The sequence below is a fragment of the Thalassovita sp. genome, assembly GCF_963691685.1.
In the GTDB taxonomy this organism is placed as follows: Bacteria; Pseudomonadota; Alphaproteobacteria; order Rhodobacterales; family Rhodobacteraceae; genus Thalassobius.
In genome coordinates this window covers 1961231-1984688 of the sequence record NZ_OY829290.1, presented here as the reverse complement: position 1 = coordinate 1984688, position 23458 = coordinate 1961231, and the positions used below count along the sequence as shown (strand labels likewise).

The window sequence follows — 23458 nt, the reverse complement described above, 5'->3', positions numbered from 1 at the left end:
GAAAGCACATGCAAGTTATCCTTCTTGAACGTGTGGCCAAACTGGGCCAGATGGGTGAAATCGTCGACGTGAAGCCTGGTTACGCCCGTAACTTCCTGCTGCCCCAGGGCAAAGCCCTGACCGCATCGGAAGCCAACAAGGCACAGTTTGACGCGCAGAAAGCTCAGCTGGAAGCGCGCAACCTGGAAACCAAAAAAGAAGCCGAAGCGCTGGGTGAAAAGCTGGATGGCCAGCAGTTCATCGTGATTCGTCAGGCTTCTGATGGCGGCAACCTCTACGGCTCGGTCACCCCGCGTGACGCCGCAGACGTGGCCACCGAAGCTGGTTTCACCGTTGACCGTAAGCAGGTTGTTGTTCTGGAGCCGATCAAAGCTCTGGGTCTGCACACTGTTGCTGTTGTCCTGCACCCTGAAGTGACCGTCCACATCGATCTGAACGTTGCACGTTCGGACGAAGAGGCGGAACTGCAGGCGTCGGGCAAGTCGATCCAGGAACTGGCCGCTGAAGCTGAAGCCGAAGCAGAGTTCGAAATCGCCAACCTGTTTGACGATATCGGCGCTGCTGCATCGGATGATGATGACGCACCGGTTGCGGAAGAAGCCTCGGAAGAGACTTCGGAAGAGTAAACGGATCACCTTTGTGACCCGGGCAGCCGCGCAAGACATTGCGCGGCTGTTTCTATTTGCGCAAACTAACCCCCCAGAAACTTTTCGCTATTTTGCGATTCACTCTTGTTAACGCGCGTTCATTTTTGCACTGTCTGGTCAAAACAGCCCCTCAACCCCTTGCCGGTCCGGCAGCTTTGCAGTGCTGCCCCCCTTGTTTCCCGTAGCCCCAGTAACGACGTTGTTGTCAAACCGGCATGCACGTGGAAACAGAAGAACAATGGCCCTGATCGACCTGACTAACTTTGAAAGCGATGAGAATTACACCGACTTTCTGACCCGGTTGGGCGATGCGTTAGGGTTCGATCACGCCTCCTATGCGACCACCAGTCTGATCACCGGCGATATTCACGGCTTTACCTCCTACCCTGAAGAATGGGAGCTGCATTACGCCAAAATGGGCATGCAGCGGTTTGACCCGACCCTGCGCGCCGCCATGCTGAGCGTTGCCCCGGTGGATTGGCAGCGGCTGGCCAAGACCGATGATTTCACCCGGGTGTTTTTCGACGCCCATGATTTCGGCATCACCGACCGCGGCCTCTCGGTTCCGATCCGCGGTCCCTACGGTGATTTTGGCCTGCTCAGCGTCACCCGTGACTGTTCCAAAGACGAATGGCGCAAGTTCCTTCCAACCGTGATAGGCGATCTACAGATGGCGGCCGTGAACCTACATGACAATGTGCTGAACTCTGAAGTGCTGCCCAAGGCGCTGGCCCGCCCGTCGCTGTCCAAACGCGAGCAGGAAATCCTGCAATGGGTGGCGCATGGCAAATCGCAGCAGGACATCGGCGATATCCTGTCGATCTCGCACCGCACGGTAGAGGTGCATATTCGATCAGGGCGCGAAAAACTTGGCGCATTGACAACCGCGCAGGCCGTGGGCCGCGCCATCCGTCTAGGCATCATCCAGCCGGGCTAAACCAGTCATAGTTGCGACATCGCAACAGCGCACACCCAACCCATCAGCAGAAAATGCAATCTACGGGAAACCCCTAATGGTTAGATCCCGTTAATTTTGTTCAATATTTCCCCAATGACAGCTGATGGTAGGGGAAAACCATGATTGTAATCGTAGACGCGCTGAATCGGCATCTATTCACCGAGATGCTGGATGACATGTTTAAATTGCGTAAACGGGTGTTTCATGACCGTCTGGGGTGGGAAGTGGACATCACGGACGGCAAAGAGGTGGATCTGTTTGATGATCTGCACCCGGCCTATTTGATTGCTCTCGACGACAGCGGCGAAGTTGTCGGCTGCATGCGAATCCTGCAGACCACCGGCCCGCATATGCTGGCGGATGTGTTCTATGACATCATGGACGGTGAGCCGCCGGTGCGCTCAGCCCAGCTGTGGGAGGTCACCCGTTTCTGCGTCGACACCGATCGCCTGAAGGCAGGAAAGTCCCGCAATTCAATCTCTTACGTCACATCGGAACTGTTTGTGGCGGCCACTGAATATGGCAAGAACAACGGTATTTTGGACGCCGTGGCGGTGATTGATCCGATCATGAACCGGGTGATGATCCGGTCCCAGAACACGCCTTATGACTATCTGGGCAAGACGGTGCAGATGGGCAAGGTCAAGGCGATGGCAGGGCTTTTGGATTGCACCGATGAGCGGATCAACCGGCTGCGTGCCTTCAACGGGATCGAGGGCGATGTTTTCGCCGAGGATGATGAGGCCGCGCTGGCGCTCTTTGCCACCCGTGCCTCGGCACCGAAGGCGCTGCCGACGCCGACCCACCCCGGGGTTTCGGACTATATGCGGGCCGAGGTTGAGGCGATGCAGACCCCTGCCCCAACCAAGATCGACCTGCAGGATTATTTCGAAAGCCAGATCGCCGATGCAGACAGCCCGGAAGAACGCGCTGCCGCTCAGGCGCTGAAGCTGGAAATGACCGCCTACTTCCGCAGCACAACGCAGCGCTGCGACGCGTAATCTCCACTCGCGGAGAGAGCCGGGGCGGCCCATGTCCCCTCAATACCGGGCCGCCCCACCCAAGGCCAGAGCAGGCAGCGGGACAACAGGCATATCACAGCCGGGCATTACCAAGGCAGACGGGCGCCCGGCCCCGCTGCAAACAAAAAGGCCACCCGATTGGGTGGCCTTTCCGTTTTAAACGCGTTCTGCGTGGCGGACTTATTCGTCGTCCAGCGCTTCAACGGCTTTCTGCAGGTCGTCTTTGGACACTTCTTTGTCCGAAACTTTGGCGCCTTCCACGATGTGGTCAACAACCTTGTCTTCGAACAGAGGCGCGCGCAGCTGCTGCTGCATCTGCTGGTTCTGCTGAACAAACTCAAAGAACTGACGTTCCTGGCCCGGGTACTGACGTGCCTGGTTCATGATCGCCTGGGTCATTTCCGCGTCGGAAACTTCCACTTCGGCTTTCTGACCCAGTTCTGCCAGCAGCAGACCCAGACGCACGCGGCGCTCGGCCAGCTTGTTGTGCTCTTCGGTCGGCTCGATCTTGTCGTGATCGTGGCCTTCTACCTCAGGGTTTTCCTCATGCCACAGCTGGTGGGCAATCTGGCTTGCTTCGGCTTCGACCAGCGACGGCGGCAGATCGAAGGACACCATGCCGTCCAGCTGGTCCAGCAGGCCACGCTTCAGAACAGCGCGCGAGGCACCGGAGTATTCTGCTTCCAGACGCTCGGAAACCTGGGCTTTCAGACCGTCCAGGTCTTCGGCGCCGAATTTCTTGGCCAGCTCATCGTTGATCTCAGCCGCTTTCGGGGCTTTGACTTCTTTGATTTTGCACTCAAACACAGCGGCTTTGCCGGCCAGGTTCTCAGCGCCATACTCTTCGGGGAAGGTGACGTTTACGTCTTTTTCTTCACCGGCTTTCGAGCCAACCAGCTGCTCTTCGAAGCCGGGGATAAAGGAACCCGAACCCAGAACCAGCGGGTAGTCTTCGGCAGCACCGCCGTCGAAGGCTTCGCCGTCTACTTTGCCGAGGAAGTCAAACACAACCTGGTCGCCGTCTTCGGCCGCTTCGCCTTCGGCGCGGGCTTCGAAGTCCTGTGCGGTTTCCGCCAGCGAGGCCAGCGCTTCGTCAACAGCTTCGGCTTCGGCTTTGACCACCAGACGCTCCAGCGCGATGCCCGAGAAGTCTACTTCCGGGATTTCCGGCAGCACCTCATAGGACATGGTGACTTTAACGTCGTCGCCTTCTTTCCAGTTTTCGCCGTCTACCATCTCAACAGCAGGCTGCATCGCAGGACGCTCACCGCTGTCTTCGAAGTGCTTGTTCATCGCACCGTCGATGGTTTCCTGCATGGCTTCGCCCAGCAGACGCTGGCCGAACTGCTTTTTCAGCAGCGCCATGGGCACCTTGCCCTTGCGGAAGCCTTTCATTTCGACTTCGGGCTGGGCCTCTGCCAGCTTCTCGTTGACCTTAGCGTCCAGCTCAGCAGCCGGAACAACGATTTCGTAACCGCGCTTCAGGCCTTCGTTCAGGGTTTCGGTAACTTGCATTTGTTTCCTCACAAGGGTGACAGGCCACCCGAACGGTCGCCTGATGAAATTTGCGTCTTACTAAGGCTCCGGAGGCGCGGATTCAAGTCTGAAATGGTGCTGTCAGCGCCAAGATTGACAGGGCAAGCCTGTGAACGGGCGATGAGCCGCCAGTGCGGGGCATTTCAACGATCTTTTGGGGGGCTCAGGCGGGACTCTTACGGGGGGATCTTGGGCGCGTTAACCGCCGTGCCGGGACCGGAAACGGTCCACTTCGCGCAGGGTTGGGCGTTGGCCGGTGTAGACCTCGATGTAATCCGGCATCCGCCCCATCCGCTGTGCGGGATCTTCTTCGATCTCCATCGAGATATAGCCGATCTGGGTGTAAAGCATGGTCAGCGCGCGCACTTCGGCCTGATCCGCGTCATAGTCAAACCGCAGGAACATCGCCGCCATCGCCTCTTTGCGTTTGGCATCCTCGGCGTCCAGCCGGACCTGCAACGCGGCATCGTTGCGCGCCCAGTTGCGGATCGCCAGATCAAGGCGGGCATCAAACAGATCGCCATCCAGCCAGCAGTCAAACAGGTTGAACAGCGCCTCGGCGATGCTTTCGGCATAGGCTTCGGTGCGGGCGACCAGATTGCCGGTGTTCTTCTGCTCCCAGCGGTGGATCATCGCCTCCAGCAGTTCATCGCGGTCTTTGAAATGCCAATAGAAGGAGGTGCGCGACACCCCCAGCCGTTTGGCCAGCGGCATGATTTTCACCGCATCAACGCCGCTTTCGGTCAACATATCATAGGCCGCCTCAAGCCAAGCAGCTTCGGATCCGGTCTGTGTCACGCTTTGGTCCATGACCTCACAGCTAACAAAGCTGACAGGGATGCACAAGTTTATTGACACATGTGTCGATTATGTGGACGCATATGTCAGGAGGTGGATCTCGGAGGGGAGATTCCCCAGCCCTTCCCGGATGGATCAGCCCCAGATGGACCCGCACAGCAGCAAGCAAGGAGGCGAGCGCGATGACCCAAGATGTGAAACCCCGCAGAAGAAGCGCGCGCCGCAATGAGGGCCGGGCAGACCGTGGCGGGCGCAGCGCCAAGGGCGGAGAGAACCTGCATCTGCGCGTGCCCTATATCACCCGTGGCATCCCGACCTATGACCTGCTGGATGAGGGCAGCCTTGAGAAGATTGAGGCCACGGCAGAACGCCTGCTGTGCGAAATCGGGATTGAGCTGCGCGACGATCATGAGGCGATGCGCCTGTTCAAAGAGGCCCGCGCCGACGTGTGTGAAGATGGCGAAGACGTCTGGCGGGTGAAGTTCCACCCCGGCCAGATCCGTGAAATTCTGCAAACCGCGCCTGAGGTATTCACCCAGCACGCCCGCAATCCTGCAAACAACGTGCAGATCGGTGGCGATGCGATGGTGCTGGCCCCCGCCTATGGCAGCCCCTTTGTGATGGATCTGGATGAGGGCCGGCGCTACGGCACCATCAAGGATTTCCGCAACTTCGTGAAGCTGGCGCAATCCTCACCCTGGCTGCACCATTCCGGCGGCACCATCTGTGAGCCGACAGATGTCCCGGTGAACAAACGCCATCTGGATATGGTGCACGCCCATATCCGCTACTCGGACCGGGCATTCCTCGGCTCGATCACCGCGCCGGAACGGGCCGAGGATTCGATTGAGATGTGCCGCATCCTGTTTGGCGCCGATTTTGTTGATCAGAACTGCGTCATCATGGGCAATTTCAAAACCACATCACCCATGGTGCTGGACGGTGTGACGGCAGCAGGGATCCGCGCCTATGCGGCGGCAAACCAAGGGTCGATCCACTTGCCCTTCCTGCTTGGTGGCGCGGTGTCGCCGCTGACCATGGCCGGTTCTATCGCGCAATGTCTGGCTGAAACCCTGTCCAGCTGCGCGCTGGCCCAGCTGACCCGCCCCGGTGCGCCGGTGGTGATGGCGGGGTTCCTGTCGTCAATGTCGCTACGCTCAGGCTCGCCGACCTTTGGCACGCCAGAACCGGCGCTGGGATCCTTGGTGATGGGGCAGCTGTCACGTCGCTGGAAGATCCCGCTGCGCTGTGCCGGCAACTTCTCCACCTCGAAACGACCGGACGGTCAGGCGATGCAGCAGGCGATGATGTCGATGATGTCCGCCGTGCAGGGTGGTGCGAATTACATCCTGCATTCGGCCGGGTTCCTCGATGGTCTCCTGTCGATGTCTTATGAGAAATTCATGATGGATGTGGACATGTGCGGCGCGCTGCACGCCTATATGAAAGGGCTGCAGGTGACCGAAGAAACCCTTGGGTTTGAAGCCCTTGCACAGTTTGGTCCTGGCGAGCATCTGTTCGGCACGGATCACACGCTGCGCCACTATCAGACCGCCTATTGGGACACCGGCTTTAACGACGACCAACCATTTGAAACCTGGGATGAACAAGGCAGTGTAGACGCCGCAACGCGGGCCAATGCACAGTGGAAACAGGTGCTGAACGACTTTGAAGCGCCCTATCTGGACATCGCCAAAGATCAGGCGCTGCTGGATTTCATCGCCCGCAAAAAGGCGTCGATGCCGGATGCCTGGTACTGAAACATATGCCCTCACGCCGCCCCAGCCCCGCACGCCCAGAAAGCCAGCCGAGAGAAGACCATGACCAAAGACCCGCTGCTGCAACCCTATCAGCTGAAGCACCTGACCCTGCGCAACCGGATCATGACCACCGCCCACGAACCCGCCTACCCCGAGGACGGTATGCCCAAGGACCGCTACGCGGCCTATCACGCCGAACGCGCCAAGGCCGGTGTGGCACTGGCGATGACGGCAGGCTCCGCCGCGGTCAGCCGCGACAGCCCGCCGGTGTTCAACAACATCCTGGCCTATAAGGATGAGGTGGTGCCGCATATCCAGCGCCTGACCGATGCCTGCCACGAACATGGCACCGCAGTGATGATCCAGCTGACCCATCTGGGGCGGCGTACGGGGTGGAACAAGGGCAACTGGCTGCCCTCGGTCTCCTCCTCAAAACACCGCGAACCGGCGCATCGGGCCTTCCCCAAACTGGCAGAGGATTGGGATATTGACCGCATTATCAGCGACTTCGCCGATGCGGCAGAGAGGATGCAGGCCGGCGGTATGGACGGGATTGAAGTGCAGATCTACGGCCATCTGCTGGATCAGTTCTGGTCGCCTCTGACCAATGATCTGGACGGACCATATGGCGGCCAGAGCCTGGAGAGCCGGATGGCCCTGCCGCTCGCGGTGATTGACGCGATGCTCCAGCGCGTAGGCGATGATTTCATCATCGGGGCGCGCTACACGGCGGATGAGGCTGAGGCAGGCGGTATCACAGCTGCCGAGGGGATCGAGATTTCCAAACGGCTGCGCGACACAGGTCAGGTCGATTTTCTGAATGTCATCCGCGGCCGGATCCACACAGATCCGGCGATGACGGATGTGATCCCGGTGCAGGGCATGAAGAACGCGCCGCACCTGGATTTCGCCGGTGAGGTGAAGAAAACCACCGGCATGCCGACCTTCCACGCCGCCAAGATCCCCGATGTGGCCACCGCGCGCCACGCGATCGCTTCGGGCCTGTTGGACATGGTGGGGATGACGCGGGCACATATGGCCGATCCGCATATCGTGCGCAAAATCGTCGAAGGGCGCGAGGATGATATTCGCCCCTGTGTTGGCGCAACCTATTGTCTTGACCGCATTTATCAGGCGGGTGAGGCGCTCTGCATCCACAACCCCGCCACTGGGCGCGAGCTGGAGATGCCGCATGAGATCACGCCTGCCGAGGCCCCGAAAAAGGTGGTGATTGTCGGCGCCGGCCCCGCCGGGCTGGAGGCCGCGCGGGTGGCCGCCGAACGTGGCCATGACGTCACCGTGCTGGAAGCGCAGCCCGATCCCGGTGGACAGGTGCGGCTGACCGCACAGTCCGAGCGGCGACGCGAAATGATCAGCATCATCGACTGGCGCATGGCGCAATGTGCTGCGCGCGATGTGGCGTTTCATTTCAACACCTGGGCGGAGGCAGATGATGTCACCGCGCTGGAGCCTGACGTGGTGATCGTGGCCACTGGTGGATTGCCAAATGTCGAACTGTTCGAAAGCGGCAAGGATCAGGATCTGGTTGTCACCTCCTGGGATCTGATTGCGGGCGATGTGAAGCCCGGCCAGACCGTGTTGATCTATGACGAAAGCGGCGACCACCCCGGTCTGATGGCGGCCGAGATCGCAGCAAAGGCTGGCGCCAAGGTTGAGGTGATGACCCCCGACCGCACCTTTGCGCCAGATATCATGGGGATGAACCTGGTGCCCTACATGCGCGCCCTGCAGGACAAGGATGTGACCTTCACCGTCACCCGCCGCCTGAAAGCGGTCGAACGCGCGGGCAACATACTGAAAGCGGTGATCGGCACGGATTATTCCGATCACCTGTCCGAACAACACTACGATCAGGTGGTGGTGAACTATGGCACCCTGCCGATGGATGACCTCTATTTTGATCTGAAACCGCTGTCTTCAAATTTGGGCGCAGTGGATTATGACGCGCTGATTAACGGGCAGGCACAAAAGGTGACGCGCAATCCCGAAGGGAACTTTCAGCTGTTCCGCATCGGCGATGCGGTCAGCGCCCGCAACACCCATGCCGCCATCTATGATGCGCTGCGGCTGATGAAGGATATCTAGGATCAGGCCGGGTCAGTCCTTGGCCCGGCCCATGCCCCCAGCGGCGCGGGCCACTGCCCGACCTTCTGCACCTGTGGTCCGAAAGCGTCTTCATAGAACAACAGATAGATCTGTGATCGGTGTTTGCGGCTGCGCACGCAGGTCAATGTGATCTGATAGGGATGCCCGCGTTTACCCAGCAGCGCCACGGCCTCGGGTAAGTCGCTTTGGTGCAAAGAAAACAGACTGTGTTCTGCACAATCCGGGCAGAGCCCCTCTTGGCTGTCACGCGCCAACAACCCCGCCAGGGCCGTTGCCATCTGCGCCTGCTCATAGCGCTGCGGCTGATACAGGGGCGCGGCAAAAAGCAGCGACGCAAAAGACTGAAACGGCACCGGTTCAGCGGGCGCGAACGCCGCGCTGTCAGACGGCGGCACGGGGGCGTTTGGTCGGGGTGGTTTCATGCTTAAAAATTCACCTTTCTGAAAAAGTTATCCACAGAAAAAATTCTGGCAAAAAAGCCGTAAAAAATTCAGACCGCCCGAATACCAAGGGGGCGTGATGCCTGCTTAAACGTGATTCTCAGAATCGGGGAATAGGGTCCCTGTTTGAGACATCGAAAATTGGAAAAAATGGTGCGGGTGAAGGGACTTGAACCCCCACGCCTTGCGGCGCCAGAACCTAAATCTGGTGCGTCTACCAATTCCGCCACACCCGCATCCGGTCAATGAAACAAGCGATCACAGCTTGCTTCGCAGAGCCGCTAGATAGCAAACAGTTTCAGAAGATGCGAGAGGAAATTTTTACTAAAAAACAGAAGACAAGGGACGTTATCCACAGTAAACTGCTTGTATAAAAAATACAGGCAGAGCAGTAGGACATAGCCCATGAAACCGAAAACGGTCGGGGCGCGGCGTGGCGGGATCGCCACTAAGGCCCAATCGGAGTCTATCTTTGGCATATTGCCAGGGACTGAAATCCTGACTTTGGACGGCGCATTGCCGGTCGAAGTCTTGGCTCCAGGAGACAAGATCATCACCCGAAGCAGCGGTGTGGCGATGCTGAAAGGCGTCGAACACGGCTACCAGATGTGCGAAACCGTGCGCGTGCGCGCAGGCTCGCTGGGACATGATCGCCCAGGTATGGACACCGTCCTGCCCTCCCATCAGAAACTTTTGATCCGGGATTGGCGTGCCAAGGCACTTTATGGTGAACCCCAGAAACTGATCGAGGCCAAGAGCCTGATCGATGGTGAATATCTGCGCCTGCAGCCCAAAGCGCGGCACATGGTGTTCCGGCTCTACTTTGATGAGCCGCAGGTGGTTTACGCCGACGGGCTGGAGCTGGAATGCGCCACAGCCACCATTCGCATGACGGCCTGAGCCACATGCGAAAGAGATGAGAAACGGGCCTGCCAAATGCGGGCCCTTTTTCGTTGTTACAGCTCTTTTGCCAACAAATCGTTAAGCACCCGCGGCAGCTGTTCGGGCAGATCCTCGGCGATCAGGCCGGGCCCAAAGCTGCGGGCACAGTCTACATGCAGATAGGCTGCTGTTGCCGCCGCCTGATGCGGCGCAAACCCGCGCGCCAATAGACCGGTGATGAATCCCGCCAGCACATCCCCTGCCCCTGCGGTGGCCAGCCAGGGCGCGCTGCGTTCATAGCTGGCGGCATGCACCGAACACTGGCCCGACGGATCGGCGATCACCGTATCGGCGCCTTTGAACAACACGGTGCAGCCGGCCCGTTTGGCCGCGGCGCGGGTGGCATCCACCTTGGAATAGGCTGGGCCCCTGATGGCGGGCGCCTGCAACCTGGCGGCGATGTCGGGGAACAGGCGGGCAAATTCGCCGCCATTTGGGGTCAGCACGCAGCGCTCATGCAACATGGCAAACAGCGCCTCAGGATCCTCGGCATAGGCGCTCAGCGCATCGGCATCCAGAACCGTAGACCGCGCGGCCGCAAGCGCCACCGGCACCAGATCACGCGCCCGTGCCAGCCCCAATCCCGGCCCCAGGCAGAGCGCGTTGATCCGCCCGTCCTCCAGCACCTCCGCCAGGCCCGCCGCATCCGGCACCCGCGTCAGCATCAGGGCCGTGATCTGCGCCGCAACCTCCATCTGCGCCGACGGCGGCACGCCAAGCGTCACCAACCCCGCCCCGATCCGCAACGCGCCCCGCGCTGCCAGCCGCGCCGCCCCGGTTTTGCCCGACCCACCGGTCAGAACCAGAGCGTGGCCGTGGGAGAATTTGTGGGAAGAGGCGCCTTTGTTCAGCCAACTTGGGTGGGTTGCTTGAATGCGCTCAACGACACTCTTTTGCACACGCCTCCAGTTTGGTTCTTTTGGCGCAACACCCTCCTCAGCCGGCAATCGCGCAATCCAATCCACAGTTTTCTTGCTGTCTTCCAAACCAATGTCGACCACCTTTAGCTTCCCGCACTGGCCTGCTCCATCGGACAAAAAGTGGCCCAACTTGGCTGCGTGAAAGGTAACAGTTAAATGTGCCGCCGCCGAAAACCGATGCCAATCAGCTTCATGTGGAAAGTCACGGCCGCTGTCTGCGCAAACACCGCTTGGAATATCCACCGCCACAATTGCAGGGCGCCCCAGCGGATGGCCGGGCTCAACGCCAAAACAATCAACCATATCCTCCAAGTTCCAGAACAAATCGGCCAAAGGCCTCAACGCACGGCGTAGACCAGTCCCGAAAAGCGCATCGATGATCAGGTCACACCCCCATGATTTTCGGCCTTGGAAAACCTCAAGTTCTTCTACGCTCCCACTCTCACACCAGCGCTCATAATTCACCCGCGCATCCGGCGGCAGCTTACCCGGATCGCCATAAAGGAACACCTCCACCACCCAGCCGCGCGCGGCCAGCAGGCGCGCCACCACAAATCCGTCACCGCCATTGTTGCCCGGCCCGCAGAGCACCACCGCTTTCAACGTTTCAGAAATACTCTGGGGGGCGGCCGCAGGCCGGGGGGCAAGGCCCCCTTCAGCCGCATCAGCCTCACGCGCGCCCTCGGGTGTGCCGCCTGCCAGCTCGGGCCATTCCTCAAAGATCGCCTCCACCACGCCCTGACCGGCCCGTTCCATCAATTCCAAACCGGTGACCTGCCCCGACTCGATCGCGGCCTGCTCAATGGCGCGCATCTGTGCAGCGGTTAGCAATTGTGTCATCTTTGCCCTCTATATCTGCCCGTAAAACCGGCAATCAGCGGTCTGCGCCGCCGCAAAAGTTTTCAAACCGCCTCAATTTTGTGCATCTCGCACAATTCTTGACCTGCCCTCAGAAAAGCGCCCGCAAAATGGGCTGACTTCACCCTATCCGTTTGAGCCTGCCAAGGGAAAGTGATCTGACGTCATCCAACGCAGTTCGGCCAGCGGAGGGGACGCTCCGCAACGGCCCCGTTTGGCGAGGAGACCCGGGCGATGAAGAAGATCGAAGCGATCATCAAGCCGTTCAAATTGGACGAGGTGAAAGAAGCGCTGCAAGACGCAGGCATTCAAGGCCTGAGCGTGATCGAAGTAAAAGGCTTTGGGCGCCAGAAAGGCCATACCGAGCTGTACCGCGGCGCGGAATACGTGGTTGATTTCCTGCCGAAAGTGAAAATCGAAGTGGTGCTGGACGACGATCTGGTCGACGGCGCTGTTGAAGCGATCATCGACGCGGCCAAGACCGATAAAATCGGCGACGGCAAGATCTTTGTCAGCCCCGTCGAACAAGCCATCCGCATCCGTACCGGCGAGACCGGTTCGGACGCCCTGTAATCCACCCAAATTCTTAACAGAAGGGACAAGAGCATGAGCGCAGAAGCCGTTCTCAAGCTGATCAAAGACGAAGACGCCGCCTACGTGGACATCCGTTTCACCGACACCCGCGGCAAGCTGCAGCACGTGACCGTGGATGTGGACCTGGTTGACGAAGACTTCCTGGAAGAAGGCTTCATGTTCGACGGTTCCTCCATCGCTGGCTGGAAGTCGATCGAAAACTCGGACATGAAACTGATGCCCGACACCCTGTCGGCCTATGTAGATCCCTTCTACGCCGAGAAAACCATTGCGATCCATTGCTCGATCGTTGAGCCCGACACCGGCGAAGCCTATGAGCGTGACCCGCGTGGCACCGCCCAGAAAGCCGAAGCTTACCTGAAGTCCTCGGGCATCGGTGACGTGGCCTACATGGGCCCGGAAGCTGAATTCTTCCTGTTCGACAACGTGCGTTTCGCCAACACCATCAACAAAGTCTCCTACGAAGTAGACGCGGTTGATGGTTCGTGGAACACCGACACCGAATATGAAATGGGCAACACCGGCCACCGTCCGGGCGTCAAGGGCGGCTACTTCCCTGTGAACCCGGTCGACGACGCGCAGGAAATCCGTTCGGAGATGCTGTCGACCATGAAGCGCACCGGCATGAAAGTGGACAAGCACCACCATGAGGTTGCCTCCTGTCAGCACGAGCTGGGCCTGATCTTTGACAGCCTGACCAAACAGGCCGATGAGCTGCAGAAGTACAAGTACATCATCCACAACGTGGCCCACGCCTACGGCAAATCGGCTACCTTCATGCCGAAGCCGATCTACGGTGACAACGGCACCGGCATGCACGTGAACATGTCGATCTGGAAAGACGGCAAGCCGCTGTTCGCTGGCGACAAATACGCTGATCTCAGCCAGGAAGCGCTGTACTTCATCGGTGGTGTTCTGAAGCACGCGAAAACCCTGAACGCATTCACCAACCCGTCGACCAACAGCTACAAGCGTCTGATCCCGGGCTTTGAAGCACCTGTTCTGCGCGCCTACTCGGCCCGTAACCGTTCGGGTTGTGTCCGTATCCCATGGACTGAATCGCCGAAAGCCAAACGTGTGGAAGCCCGCTTCCCCGATCCCTCGGCCAACCCCTACCTGTGCTTCGCAGCCCTGCTGATGGCTGGCCTTGACGGCATCAAGAACAAGATCGATCCGGGCGAAGCCATGGATAAGAACCTCTACGATCTGCCGGCCGAAGAACTGGCTGACATCCCGACCGTATGTGGCAGCCTGCGCGAAGCTCTGGACAGCCTGGCGGCCGACCATGACTTCCTGCTGGCCGGCGACGTGTTCACCAAAGACCAGATCGACGGCTACATTGAGCTGAAGATGGAAGAGGTCGAAACCTACGAACACACCCCGCACCCGGTTGAGTTCGGCATGTACTACAGCTGCTAATCCGCACCCGCGGTACGCAGAAAGGGCGCCCCACGGGGCGCCCTTTTTCGTTGGGTGTGCTTCCTTTAACAGCCGCTACAGTATGAGTTTCAGCACGCTGCCGATGGACCCCAACAGTTTTGAGGCTTTGACGAATTTGTTCGCCAACTCTTCGCGGTCTTTTTTGACACTGTCCAATGCGTCCTTGGCAGATTTGAACTTTTGGGTGACAGCGGAATAATCGGTGTTTTCATCATAGCCCAGTAGGCTCAGGTACTCTTCTTCCAAAGCGGCAATTGAGGTCGCAACCTCATCCTTCTGGGCCTGCGTCATATCGCTGTGTTTTTCGACACGATAGAGATCCCCCAAGGCGTTGATGATCCGATCTTTGGCCAGTTTGTTATTTGTCGTGCTCATGGATCACCTCATCCTTCGACTGCGTTAAAAAGAGATTCAAAGTCTTTCAGGACGGCCACCGCATCCTTGATCGCCTCTTCGAAATTTGTAGGTTCCGTCACCGCCAGAATATGCGCCTTACGCAGCGCTTTGACCGCATCGGGACCCCGTTTGATCGATTTCATCTGATTGGCCAGGGTTTGGCTGCGTTGATCGAACTCTTTAAAACGTTCGATAGACCCATCCAATTTGCGGCTGTTCGACAGCACACACTTTGCCTGCGTGTCCCATTTTGCCACCGCTTGTTCCGACTGTTTGGTAACTTCACCAACATCCCGCTTCAGCAAAGCCTCCAGGATAAACAATGGATCGATCGCGTCACGCATAACCTCGCGGATACGTTCCTGCCGGCGCGCCTCCCCAACGCGGGAGACGAGGGCAAACGCGGCCTCAGACACCGGGCCGACTTGCGTTTCACCAAACGCAATCGTTGAAAACTCGGTCACGGCTGTTGTCAGACCCGCCTGTGCCTCCGTCAGCTTTTGCAGGCTTTTGCCGCTGGTCGCATCGGTGAGCGCCTGAACGTAGGACTTGAGCGCCTTGCCTGCGGCTGCTTGTTTCAGGGCCAATTCACTGGGTTTGGGCGGCTTTGCCGGCGCGCCCAGCTTAATGGTTTTGCCTGATAGGTATTGGCACAGACGCTGGTTTTCGGCAGCACCTGTCAGCGCGACAGACTGCAACTCCGCCGGCACACCAGTGATGGACGCCGCAGAAGTCGCAAGCTTGGTAAACTCATCCGTTGTGTCCTCGGGCAGCGGCTTCGTACAGGCCGCAAGACCAACCACCAACAACGCTAAAATTGAATAGTGTCTCAGCATCTTGAAAAATCCATCTATGGTTTCAAATAGGCTGATCCTATTTCTGCCTGCTCAAACGTGAATTGAGCGTGATCTTGCCTTTCCGCCTTTAATAGCCTCCACCGCGTATGTGTCCTGTGAACTGGGGACCACCGAAACCACCGGCACATGCCCTCGCCCACCCCCTGCTTGCCCCTTGTCAGAGATCAAGGCATGGTAAGATCTGACGGACGGGCCGGTTTGCCCTTCAACCAATTTGAACAGACCTGGGCAGGTTGCATGGACATTGACGCGCTTTGGGACTTTGACGATCTGCCTGCCAGCAAGGCGCGGCTGGAGGCGGCGCTGGCGGCGGCCACGGCGCCTCAGGATCAGGCGATCTGGCTCACTCAGCTGGCGCGGATGGCGGGGCTGGAGGGCGATTTCACTCAAGGCGAGCTGCTGCTGGATCAGGCCGAGGCAATAGGCCCCACAGCCGCAACAACGGCGCGTATCACCCTGGAACGGGCGCGGCTGGCACGCGAAGAGGGCCGCAGCGCCATGGCGGCCACCGGGTTTCATCAGGCGGCAGGCCAGGCCCGCGCAGCGGCCGCCACCGATGTGGCTCTGGATGCGCTGCACATGCAGGCCATCGCCGCACCGCCCGCCGTGGCCCGCGCCATTGTGGATCAGGCCGAGAGACTAACGCGCGAGGCGCCGAGCCAACGCCATTGGCTGGGCCCGTTTTACAACAACCTCGGCTGGGCCCTGTTCGAAGCGGGCGAGATCGCCGACGCGCTGGAAATGTTCAACCGCGACAAGGCGCTGCGCCGCAGCCTGGGGGCAGAAAACGAACGCCGGGTTGCAGGGGTGAACGCCGCCAAGATGCTGCGTTATCTGGGCCGCAATGCCGAAGCGCTGGACCAGCTGCAGCGGCTGGTGGTCGAGATCGGCCCGCAGGGCTTTGGACTGGGTCTGGTGTTTGAGGAACGGGCGGAACTGGCCTTTGCCACGGGCAAGCCGGAGGAGGCGCGCCATTACGCGGATGAGGCCCGCCGCCTGTTTGAGGCCCGTGGCATGAGTGCGGATCAACACCCCTCGCGCTTTGCCCGGCTGAGCCATCTGGCCGAACCCACCGGTTAATCCCGTCCCCCTCACCGCTGAGGCCGGGCTTGACGTGCGCCCCTCACCTGCCCGACCCTATGCATATTCAGACCACGCCCTTTGCCGGAGGTTGCCGATGCTGCGCGCCCTAATTAGACCCGCCGTCCCCCTGACCCTATTGTCCCTGACCTTATCCCTCACCCAGCCCCCCGCCGCCACGGCGGCCACCTGCGGTAACAGCGCGGTGGGTTTTCAGGCCTGGAAACAGGACTTCGCCAGTTACGCCCGCAAAAAGGGCGTGAAACAACGCGGCCTCGCCGCCCTTGCCGGGGCGCAATATGCCAGCCGCACCATTGCCGCCGATCGCAACCAGAAAAGCTTTCGCTATTCGCTGGACAAGTTCATGCAGATCCGCGGCGCCACCACCATCGTGGCACAGGGGCGCAAACGCAAAGCGCAGGATGCGGCTTTCTTTGCGGCGCTGGAAAAACGTTATGGCGTGCCTGCCGGGGTGATCCTGGCCATTCACGGTATGGAAACCGGCTTTGGCCGCTTCATGGGGGACAGCAATGTGGTCGATGCCATCACCACGCTGGCCCATGACTGCCGCCGCCCAGGTTTTTTCACCCCACATGCGCTGGCAGCGCTGCAGCTGGTGGATCGCGGCGGGCTGAGCGCAGGCACTTTGGGCGCCAAACATGGTGAGGTGGGCCACACCCAGTTCCTGCCTGGCAATATCCTGAAATACGGGGTTGATGGTAACGGCGATGGCCGGGTTGATCTGACGGACCGGGTGGATGCGCTGACCTCCACCGCGAACTTCCTGAAAAAGAAAGGCTGGCGCCGCGGCCGTCCCTATCAGGAGGGGGAGCGGAACTTCAAAGTCATTCAGGAATGGAACGCCGCAACAGTCTATCAGCAGGCCATCGCACTGATGGCTGCCCGTATCGACGCGCCCTAGGGGCATGCGCCCCTGCCCTTTTCAATGATCCCCAAATACTCATTGCCCCCTCACCGCCGGGTGCAAGGTCTCAATCAGCGCGCAACGCTGGCCGGTCCCGCCGCCAGGGCGCGGCCCAGATCGCCCTCCAGCATGAAGGTGTGAATGGAAAACACCGCCGCGCCGGTCTGTGGCAGGCGCAGGATGCATTGCTTTTCTGAGCGCAGGAAAGAGGCCTCCGCCTTACTGACCCATTCGCGGTGATCAAATTCCGGCCTTGGGTAATGCAGCTCACTGACGCCGTACCACAGGATGTTGAACCGCCAGAGCGGCCGGCCGGGGCGCACACCGTCAAACAGCCGCTGAACCCGTTTGGCCAGGTTGGCGTCATATTCGTCCACCGGCACATGGATCGCGATCAGCGGCTTGCCCAGCTTCTGCGCCAACGTCCAGCTGGAGGGGAAACACAGCACCGCGCCGGTCAGCACATGTTCGCCGCCCTGTTTTTGCAGGATACACAGATCTTCCTGCACCAGATGCCCAAGGGTGGCCATCGGATCATTGCGGTCAATCTGCACCCGCTGACCATCCGGGCGCAGCACGGTTTCCGCGCTCACAGTGAAATCCGGGCGGCTGGCCAGTTGGCTCAGAACCAGATCCAACAGCTCCGCCGCAGGCCCTTCCGCTTCAGGCAGCAGACCGATCACCTTGTCGCGTTTATCCGCAATCAACTGCGCGCGGTAGGCCATCTGGCCGAGGTAAGCCTCATCCACATGTAGCCATTCGGCCATATCCAGCGGCTGGATCCCCGGCAGGGGCCGCTGGGCGGATAAATCATAGGGCAATTTTGTCTGTAAGATCTGCGTCATAGCCCCCGATCTAACAAAAAACGAAATAAATTGAAAAGAGAGCTAAACATCCAGATGGCCTAGGCCGTTAGGTATATCAAGCCGCTGCAAAAAGAATGGCGGCATGGCATGAGGCTTGCACACCCCTATCGCATGCAAGTGGTAAAAACGCCTGTCCCAGGCGTGAAAACCCCGCGCTTTTTGCGCCGACCTTTGGTGACTCGACTTAACGAATCACCCGAGTCGCATTGGCATGGGAAAAGACCAGCGATCGCCCCGGAGAGGGCGAAAAATTCGACATGGTCACGACGGCACCCCGCCGGATTTTAGGATAAAATTTTGCGCTCTTAAGGCGAAATGACACCTCCTTTGGGGGGTATCGGACCTCGAATAAGTCGGCAATTCCGGCTTGCCGTGGACTTGGCACGGGGCCTTCCACAGTCTCCATCTCAGAAATCTACATCAGGCAGCTCCCCACCTATCGAGCATCAAAAAAAATAAGGTTGGGAAGCGTCCGAAAAATCGAAGCGAACACCCTAACCACCTTTTCGTGAAGAAAAGAGGGAGCAGTAATGATTTATCTGAACGCACAGTCTCTGGGCGCTAATGAGTACACACAAGAACTCTTTGGGGCCAATGTTTTGTCCAGCCGGGATCAGATCGGCGAAGACGGCACCTATGATGAAAAAGTGGCCGCGCTTGGCGTGGAACACATCCGCTATCCCGGTGGATCGCTGACCGAAGACTACTTCGATCTACGTGACCCGGACAAAGAGACGGCGATCGATCCCGACACCGGCAATACGGTTGAGCTGCTGCCTTATAGCGAGTTCATGTCTTATGCCGAAGACAACAACATCGACGTCACGGTTGTGCTACCCACGCGCTATTACCTGAGCCAGGAAGCTGACGCGAGCGGTCACCGGACCGAAGCGGTGGATGATCAGGTGCTGCGGGACTTCATTCGTGACACGCTGGACGGCCAATATGGCGAGCCGACCATCCGCGGTTTTGAGATTGGCAACGAATACTGGGGCAGCGGTGAGATGACCGCGCTGGAATACGGTCGTGTCTCGGCCCGTATGGCCGAGATCGTGCATCAGGAAATCAACGCCCACCCGCAGGCAGAGCTGTTTCAGGACATCGATATCCTGGTACAGAACGGCCAGAACTACGGCTCCTCGCGCCTGTCCAATGACTATGACCACTTCCTGACCGGCGAAGAGCAGCTGGCGGCGGTGATCGAAGACTATAACCTGGGCGATCTGGACCCCGAGGTCTTTATCTACAATTCAGGCGATGTGGCCTGGCCGAAGGTGATGAATGAAATCATCATGTCGGAGTATGACAAAGCCTCCGAGATCGAAGCGGTCGATGGTCTGGCGCTGCACATCTATTCCAAAGGGGCTGACAACCCCGGCAGCCGCGATTTCGATCTGCGCACCGTGGAACAGACCTGGGACGAACGGTTTGGTGAGCTGGAAAAGCACATCACCGAATGGAACCTGAAAGCGACCCACAATTGGGACGTGACCGAAAACTACGGTCTGAAACAGGCCCATGAAATGCTGAACATGACCGAGGAGTTCACCGAACACGGTGTCGACTCGGGCTTTGTCTGGGCGATCCAGCAGAACAACCTGACCAACCTGGCCGGCAATGAGGGCGAAGAAGTCCCCCTGACCGTCCCCGGTGAGATGTTCCGCATGATGAATGAGGTGCTGCCCAACACCACGGCGCTGGATCTCAGCCCCGATGATCGCGATGAACATGAGGTGACCGAAGAGGAAACCTCGGTGCATGCGTTCTACAGCGAAGACACCTTCGTGACCTTCATCGCCTCCAACAACGATGAGGCACAACAGACCGAGATTGACTTCAACCAGATCCTGGAGGCCGGTGGCACCATGCGGGTTGAGGTTCTTGGGGTTCAGGACGGCTACAGCCCGACCGACAGCGAAAGCCCGGCGGAAGTCACCCAGCTGGATCCGGCTGACGTCTTCCGAGACGGCATATTCACGGCCGAGCTCGACGCTTATGAAATCATAAGGGTCGTGGTCGAAGATCCCAATTATACCGAGGACTTCGACAGGATGGTGAAACTGGAACAACAAGCCAACAGCGACACCGAACCAGACGACGAAGTCCTGATTGTCACCCCAAGCGAACCCGACCAACCACCCGCACAACCACCCGCAGAGGAGAACGAACCACCCGCCGAAGAAGAAAGCCCAGACGACGGCGGGGCAATGGAAGCAGGAATGAGCGGCCTCTTAGGTTTCCTCCCCCTGCTGGCTCTTCTGGGCGGCTTCTAAAACAAACATACGACCTTGGGTGCTGACCCTGACTTCGGTCCAAAACAGAACCAAATATAGGACCTCATGATCTCTTCGACGTCACATTCCGAAGATTGAGAACGACGATCCAGCGATACGCGGCCAGGATCCGGCACGCATCAGCAAGGCTGAAGCAGGATTTCCCGGACACCGCAGAAAAAAATCCAAACATTCAGAAATTGCGCCGAAGTGTATCTAATTGCGACCTATACTTTGGATAGATTTTTACCCCCCTCCGCCTCTCCTCCTACCCCCCTCTGCAACGCAGCGCATGGCCCAAGGATATCCCCCATGTCCGATCTGATGCGCCCGCGCGCGATGGGCGATATCGCGCCGCACAAAGGGGCGCGGCGGGACCGTTGGGTTATATGGGATTGGGTCTGGCGGATATGCGGCACATGCAGATCTGGCGCTTGCCACAGCAGGGAAAGGGGCGTTGCACCTCTGCTTTCAAAATGGAGTTTTGACCGCATTCAGCCCAGAGTATTTAGGGTCAGGACCCACTCATTTGACGTCACTGGCCCTGGAAGGGCAATAAAGCAGAGGTTTTGGACACGCGGGAACTGCCGGGGTCAATTTCAAGTGGCCAAAGCCGCTGCTTTGCAGCGCTTCCTGGGTCTGCAAGATTTGACTGATCTTGCCCCTGAGCTGCGTTACATCGCCTTAATATACAACCAGTATTTCTGCACCAATGTGCCTTGTCAGGAACAAGACCAGTCAAACCAGTGGCGTCAAATGAGTGGGTCCTGACCCTAGAAACGATGAAAGCGCCTTTCAATGTTCCTCAAATACTCACGGCGCGACGGTAATGCGAGCGCATCACATAATCCTTACGCGGGCCTTTGACCGTCCAGGTGGCCTGCCAGTCGGGCCAATGGGCGAACTCCATCACCACGTCATATTGGTCCGGGCTGCACCAATGGGCGGCGGCGATCTGACCGGCAGGTGTGAAACGGAAGAACGGGCGCTCATCAGCAAAGAAGGTCGCGATTTCCGCCCCCTCCTGACGCCAGATGTAGCGCTGCTCCCCCTGCATCGGCGGCTGCCCCGCCACCTGTAACGTGCCGCTTTCGATCAGCATCAGCCCGCCCTCATGGGGGCGAAACTCGGCCCATCCGGTGAGGGTCATATCCGGGCCAACGGCATTTGTGACCAAACGGTCAAGCTGCCAACGCCCCTCAAAGGCAAAAAGATCAAGATTTACGGGGATCTCAGCCATGTTATCCGCCCTCCTGCCCTTGTCGTAACCTCGTCACACAGGTAAGGAAACCGCGAGTTCCAGCCGATCAAGGAAAAACCGATGATCCCTCGTTATGCCCGCCCCGAAATGACCGCCATCTGGTCACCGGAAACCAAGTTCCGCATCTGGTACGAGATTGAAGCGCACGCCTGTGACGCTCAGGCCAAACTGGGGGTGATCCCGCAGGAAAACGCCGATGCCGTTTGGAAAGCCAAGGACGTTGAATTTGACGTGGCGCGCATTGATGAGATCGAAGCGGTCACCAAACATGATGTCATCGCCTTCCTGACCCACCTGGCCGAACATGTTGGCAGCGAAGAGGCGCGTTTTGTGCATCAGGGCATGACCTCCTCGGACGTGCTGGACACCTGCCTGAACGTGCAGCTGGTGCGCGCCGCGGACATTCTGCTGGCCGATATGGACCGCCTGCTGGCGGCGCTGAAAACCCGCGCCATGGAACATAAAGACACCGTGCGTGTGGGCCGCAGCCACGGCATCCACGCCGAACCCACCACCATGGGCCTGACCTTTGCCCGGTTCTACGCTGAAATGGACCGCAACAAGGCGCGTCTGCAGCAGGCCCGTGAAGAGATCGCCACCGGCGCCATCTCGGGCGCGGTCGGCACCTTCGCCAACATCGACCCCGCCGTTGAAGAGCATGTCTGCGAGCAGTTGGGCCTGAAGCCAGAACCGATCAGCACCCAGGTGATCCCGCGTGACCGTCACGCGATGTTCTTTGCCGTTCTGGGGGTGATCGCCTCGTCGATTGAAAACGTCGCCGTTGAAATCCGCCACATGCAGCGCACCGAGGTTCTGGAAGGTGCGGAGTTCTTCTCGATGGGTCAAAAAGGCTCCTCGGCGATGCCGCATAAGAAGAACCCTGTGTTGACCGAAAACCTGACCGGTCTGGCCCGTCTGGTGCGCATGACCGTGATCCCGGCGATGGAAAACGTGGCGCTTTGGCATGAGCGTGACATCTCGCACTCCTCAGTGGAACGTGGCATTGGTCCGGATGCAACCGTGACGCTGGACTTCGCGCTGAACCGTCTGGCCGGTGTGGTTGAGAAGATGCTGATCTTCCCCGACAACATGCTGGACAACATGAACAAATTCCCCGGTCTGGTGATGTCGCAGCGGGTGCTTCTGGCCCTGACCCAGGCCGGTGTCAGCCGTGAAGACGCCTATTCCATGGTGCAGCGCAACGCCCTGAAGGTCTGGGAAGAGCGTGTTGATTTCCGCGAGTTGCTGCTGGCCGATGATGAGGTTGTGGCCGCGCTTGGCGTTGATGGCATCAACGAGAAATTCGACATGGGCTATCACACCAAACATGTCAACACGATCTTCAAACGGGTGTTTGGCGAAGCCTAAGCCGCCTGTCCTGAGATGATGAGACCGCCCCTTTCGGGGGGCGGTTTTTTTGGGCCGGTGGGGCTGGCGGGACGCCCATTCGATTTTGCGCCGGATTTGTGGTAGGGTAGCGGATCTTTAGGGAGACCTGCCAATGTATCGAACTCTTGTGATCGCCGCCCTTTTGACCGTGGCCCCCATCACGTCTTATGCGATGGGCTGTTCCTCCGGCCATAGCCAGCAAGCGATGAGCTGCGCCGACGGCACCGTCTGGGATGAAACCGCACGGGCCTGCGTCAAGGTCACCGGCTGACGCCCCTTCGACGGATCGGACCCGTTGAAACCAGCCAGAGGCATCGCCTTTGGCATGGGAGCTTTTGAGCGTCTCCAAGCCATTCACGCCCCAAACAA

General features: G+C 59.0%; 21 protein-coding genes and 1 tRNA gene. 13 read left to right on the top strand and 9 right to left on the bottom strand.

Annotated features, from left to right (window positions below; all coding sequences use genetic code 11):
- The first annotated feature begins 8 nt into the window (after positions 1 to 8).
- From rplI to ACORLH_RS09585, 3 genes are all read left to right on the top strand, one after another.
- Positions 9 to 626, top strand: coding sequence for a 50S ribosomal protein L9 (rplI, locus tag ACORLH_RS09595; protein WP_058241830.1), 618 nt, complete (start codon positions 9 to 11; stop codon positions 624 to 626).
- 259 nt (positions 627 to 885) lie between these two features.
- The gene (locus tag ACORLH_RS09590; protein ID WP_321832469.1) at positions 886 to 1584 is read left to right on the top strand and encodes a LuxR family transcriptional regulator; all 699 of its coding nucleotides are present in this window, start codon (positions 886 to 888) and stop codon (positions 1582 to 1584) included.
- Between the two features lie 140 nt (positions 1585 to 1724).
- Complete coding sequence (locus tag ACORLH_RS09585; protein ID WP_321832468.1) at positions 1725 to 2606, top strand: acyl-homoserine-lactone synthase; 882 nt, start codon at positions 1725 to 1727, stop codon at positions 2604 to 2606.
- 201 nt (positions 2607 to 2807) lie between these two features.
- On the opposite strand, the gene tig is transcribed toward ACORLH_RS09585, so the two are convergent.
- Positions 2808 to 4142: a trigger factor gene (gene tig / locus ACORLH_RS09580; protein WP_321832467.1), complete on the bottom strand. Its 1335-nt coding sequence runs from the start codon at positions 4140 to 4142 to the stop codon at positions 2808 to 2810.
- 219 nt (positions 4143 to 4361) lie between these two features.
- Complete coding sequence (locus tag ACORLH_RS09575) at positions 4362 to 4961, bottom strand: TetR/AcrR family transcriptional regulator (RefSeq protein WP_420719817.1); 600 nt, start codon at positions 4959 to 4961, stop codon at positions 4362 to 4364.
- 182 nt (positions 4962 to 5143) lie between these two features.
- Here ACORLH_RS09575 and ACORLH_RS09570 point away from each other — a divergent pair, with 182 nt between their 5' ends.
- Positions 5144 to 6721 (top strand): trimethylamine methyltransferase family protein, encoded by a 1578-nt coding sequence (locus ACORLH_RS09570; protein WP_321832465.1) that lies wholly within the window; start codon positions 5144 to 5146, stop codon positions 6719 to 6721.
- A gap of 60 nt (positions 6722 to 6781) precedes the next feature.
- Positions 6782 to 8827, top strand: a complete 2046-nt coding sequence (locus tag ACORLH_RS09565) for an NADH:flavin oxidoreductase (RefSeq protein ID WP_321832464.1) — start codon at positions 6782 to 6784, stop codon at positions 8825 to 8827.
- A gap of 2 nt (positions 8828 to 8829) precedes the next feature.
- Here the strand turns inward: ACORLH_RS09565 and ACORLH_RS09560 are convergent, their stop codons facing one another.
- The gene (locus ACORLH_RS09560) at positions 8830 to 9270 is read right to left on the bottom strand and encodes a hypothetical protein (protein WP_321832463.1); all 441 of its coding nucleotides are present in this window, start codon (positions 9268 to 9270) and stop codon (positions 8830 to 8832) included.
- A 169-nt stretch (positions 9271 to 9439) separates the two neighbouring features.
- Positions 9440 to 9524, bottom strand: a tRNA-Leu gene (locus ACORLH_RS09555).
- 169 nt (positions 9525 to 9693) lie between these two features.
- On the opposite strand from ACORLH_RS09555, the gene ACORLH_RS09550 reads away from it, so the two are divergent.
- Positions 9694 to 10188: a Hint domain-containing protein gene (locus ACORLH_RS09550; RefSeq protein WP_082626120.1), complete on the top strand. Its 495-nt coding sequence runs from the start codon at positions 9694 to 9696 to the stop codon at positions 10186 to 10188.
- Positions 10189 to 10244: 56 nt separating this feature from the next.
- On the opposite strand, the gene ACORLH_RS09545 is transcribed toward ACORLH_RS09550, so the two are convergent.
- Entirely contained in the window at positions 10245 to 11990 is a 1746-nt protein-coding gene (locus ACORLH_RS09545; protein WP_321832462.1) for an NAD(P)H-hydrate dehydratase, read from the bottom strand.
- Between the two features lie 252 nt (positions 11991 to 12242).
- Here ACORLH_RS09545 and ACORLH_RS09540 point away from each other — a divergent pair, with 252 nt between their 5' ends.
- Together ACORLH_RS09540 and glnA are read left to right on the top strand one after the other, a co-directional pair.
- Positions 12243 to 12581, top strand: a complete 339-nt coding sequence (locus ACORLH_RS09540; protein ID WP_058241822.1) for a P-II family nitrogen regulator — start codon at positions 12243 to 12245, stop codon at positions 12579 to 12581.
- Positions 12582 to 12614: 33 nt separating this feature from the next.
- Positions 12615 to 14021, top strand: coding sequence for a type I glutamate--ammonia ligase (gene glnA, locus ACORLH_RS09535; protein ID WP_321832461.1), 1407 nt, complete (start codon positions 12615 to 12617; stop codon positions 14019 to 14021).
- A gap of 75 nt (positions 14022 to 14096) precedes the next feature.
- On the opposite strand, the gene ACORLH_RS09530 is transcribed toward glnA, so the two are convergent.
- Positions 14097 to 14417 (bottom strand): hypothetical protein, encoded by a 321-nt coding sequence (locus ACORLH_RS09530; RefSeq protein ID WP_321832460.1) that lies wholly within the window; start codon positions 14415 to 14417, stop codon positions 14097 to 14099.
- Between the two features lie 8 nt (positions 14418 to 14425).
- A complete protein-coding gene (locus ACORLH_RS09525) occupies positions 14426 to 15274 on the bottom strand; it encodes a hypothetical protein (RefSeq protein WP_321832459.1) in 849 nt (282 codons plus the stop codon).
- Positions 15275 to 15466: 192 nt separating this feature from the next.
- Here ACORLH_RS09525 and ACORLH_RS09520 point away from each other — a divergent pair, with 192 nt between their 5' ends.
- Both ACORLH_RS09520 and ACORLH_RS09515 read left to right on the top strand, forming a co-directional pair.
- On the top strand, positions 15467 to 16375 hold the full coding sequence (locus tag ACORLH_RS09520) for a hypothetical protein (protein WP_321832458.1): 909 nt from the start codon (positions 15467 to 15469) through the stop codon (positions 16373 to 16375).
- Between the two features lie 97 nt (positions 16376 to 16472).
- Positions 16473 to 17297, top strand: coding sequence for a lytic murein transglycosylase (locus tag ACORLH_RS09515; protein WP_321832457.1), 825 nt, complete (start codon positions 16473 to 16475; stop codon positions 17295 to 17297).
- 74 nt (positions 17298 to 17371) lie between these two features.
- Here the strand turns inward: ACORLH_RS09515 and ACORLH_RS09510 are convergent, their stop codons facing one another.
- Entirely contained in the window at positions 17372 to 18145 is a 774-nt protein-coding gene (locus ACORLH_RS09510; protein WP_321832456.1) for a DUF3445 domain-containing protein, read from the bottom strand.
- A gap of 551 nt (positions 18146 to 18696) precedes the next feature.
- Here ACORLH_RS09510 and ACORLH_RS09505 point away from each other — a divergent pair.
- Positions 18697 to 20439 (top strand): type I secretion protein, encoded by a 1743-nt coding sequence (locus ACORLH_RS09505; RefSeq protein WP_321832455.1) that lies wholly within the window; start codon positions 18697 to 18699, stop codon positions 20437 to 20439.
- 805 nt (positions 20440 to 21244) lie between these two features.
- On the opposite strand, the gene ACORLH_RS09500 is transcribed toward ACORLH_RS09505, so the two are convergent.
- Positions 21245 to 21679: a DUF6314 family protein gene (locus ACORLH_RS09500; RefSeq protein WP_321832454.1), complete on the bottom strand. Its 435-nt coding sequence runs from the start codon at positions 21677 to 21679 to the stop codon at positions 21245 to 21247.
- An 81-nt stretch (positions 21680 to 21760) separates the two neighbouring features.
- Between ACORLH_RS09500 and purB the strand changes: the two genes are divergently transcribed.
- Positions 21761 to 23068 (top strand): adenylosuccinate lyase, encoded by a 1308-nt coding sequence (gene purB, locus ACORLH_RS09495; protein ID WP_321832453.1) that lies wholly within the window; start codon positions 21761 to 21763, stop codon positions 23066 to 23068.
- A 133-nt stretch (positions 23069 to 23201) separates the two neighbouring features.
- Positions 23202 to 23360 carry a chitin-binding domain-containing protein gene (locus ACORLH_RS09490; RefSeq protein ID WP_321832452.1) on the top strand — a complete coding sequence of 53 codons (159 nt, stop codon included), beginning with the start codon at positions 23202 to 23204 and terminating at the stop codon, positions 23358 to 23360.
- The last annotated feature ends 98 nt before the right edge of the window (positions 23361 to 23458 follow it).

Bases quoted from the DNA above. Each gene is read 5' to 3' on its own strand.
- rplI (WP_058241830.1), top strand. From the start codon at position 9: ATGCAAGTTATCCTTCTTGAACGTGTGGCCAAACTGGGCCAGATGGGT.
- ACORLH_RS09590 (WP_321832469.1), top strand. From the start codon at position 886: ATGGCCCTGATCGACCTGACTAACTTTGAAAGCGATGAGAATTACACC.
- ACORLH_RS09585 (WP_321832468.1), top strand. From the start codon at position 1,725: ATGATTGTAATCGTAGACGCGCTGAATCGGCATCTATTCACCGAGATG.
- tig (WP_321832467.1), bottom strand. From the start codon at position 4,142: ATGCAAGTTACCGAAACCCTGAACGAAGGCCTGAAGCGCGGTTACGAA.
- ACORLH_RS09570 (WP_321832465.1), top strand. From the start codon at position 5,144: ATGACCCAAGATGTGAAACCCCGCAGAAGAAGCGCGCGCCGCAATGAG.
- ACORLH_RS09565 (WP_321832464.1), top strand. From the start codon at position 6,782: ATGACCAAAGACCCGCTGCTGCAACCCTATCAGCTGAAGCACCTGACC.
- ACORLH_RS09560 (WP_321832463.1), bottom strand. From the start codon at position 9,270: ATGAAACCACCCCGACCAAACGCCCCCGTGCCGCCGTCTGACAGCGCG.
- ACORLH_RS09550 (WP_082626120.1), top strand. From the start codon at position 9,694: ATGAAACCGAAAACGGTCGGGGCGCGGCGTGGCGGGATCGCCACTAAG.
- ACORLH_RS09545 (WP_321832462.1), bottom strand. From the start codon at position 11,990: ATGACACAATTGCTAACCGCTGCACAGATGCGCGCCATTGAGCAGGCC.
- ACORLH_RS09540 (WP_058241822.1), top strand. From the start codon at position 12,243: ATGAAGAAGATCGAAGCGATCATCAAGCCGTTCAAATTGGACGAGGTG.
- glnA (WP_321832461.1), top strand. From the start codon at position 12,615: ATGAGCGCAGAAGCCGTTCTCAAGCTGATCAAAGACGAAGACGCCGCC.
- ACORLH_RS09530 (WP_321832460.1), bottom strand. From the start codon at position 14,417: ATGAGCACGACAAATAACAAACTGGCCAAAGATCGGATCATCAACGCC.
- ACORLH_RS09525 (WP_321832459.1), bottom strand. From the start codon at position 15,274: ATGCTGAGACACTATTCAATTTTAGCGTTGTTGGTGGTTGGTCTTGCG.
- ACORLH_RS09520 (WP_321832458.1), top strand. From the start codon at position 15,467: ATGGTAAGATCTGACGGACGGGCCGGTTTGCCCTTCAACCAATTTGAA.
- ACORLH_RS09515 (WP_321832457.1), top strand. From the start codon at position 16,473: ATGCTGCGCGCCCTAATTAGACCCGCCGTCCCCCTGACCCTATTGTCC.
- ACORLH_RS09510 (WP_321832456.1), bottom strand. From the start codon at position 18,145: ATGACGCAGATCTTACAGACAAAATTGCCCTATGATTTATCCGCCCAG.
- ACORLH_RS09505 (WP_321832455.1), top strand. From the start codon at position 18,697: ATGATTTATCTGAACGCACAGTCTCTGGGCGCTAATGAGTACACACAA.
- ACORLH_RS09500 (WP_321832454.1), bottom strand. From the start codon at position 21,679: ATGGCTGAGATCCCCGTAAATCTTGATCTTTTTGCCTTTGAGGGGCGT.
- purB (WP_321832453.1), top strand. From the start codon at position 21,761: ATGATCCCTCGTTATGCCCGCCCCGAAATGACCGCCATCTGGTCACCG.
- ACORLH_RS09490 (WP_321832452.1), top strand. From the start codon at position 23,202: ATGTATCGAACTCTTGTGATCGCCGCCCTTTTGACCGTGGCCCCCATC.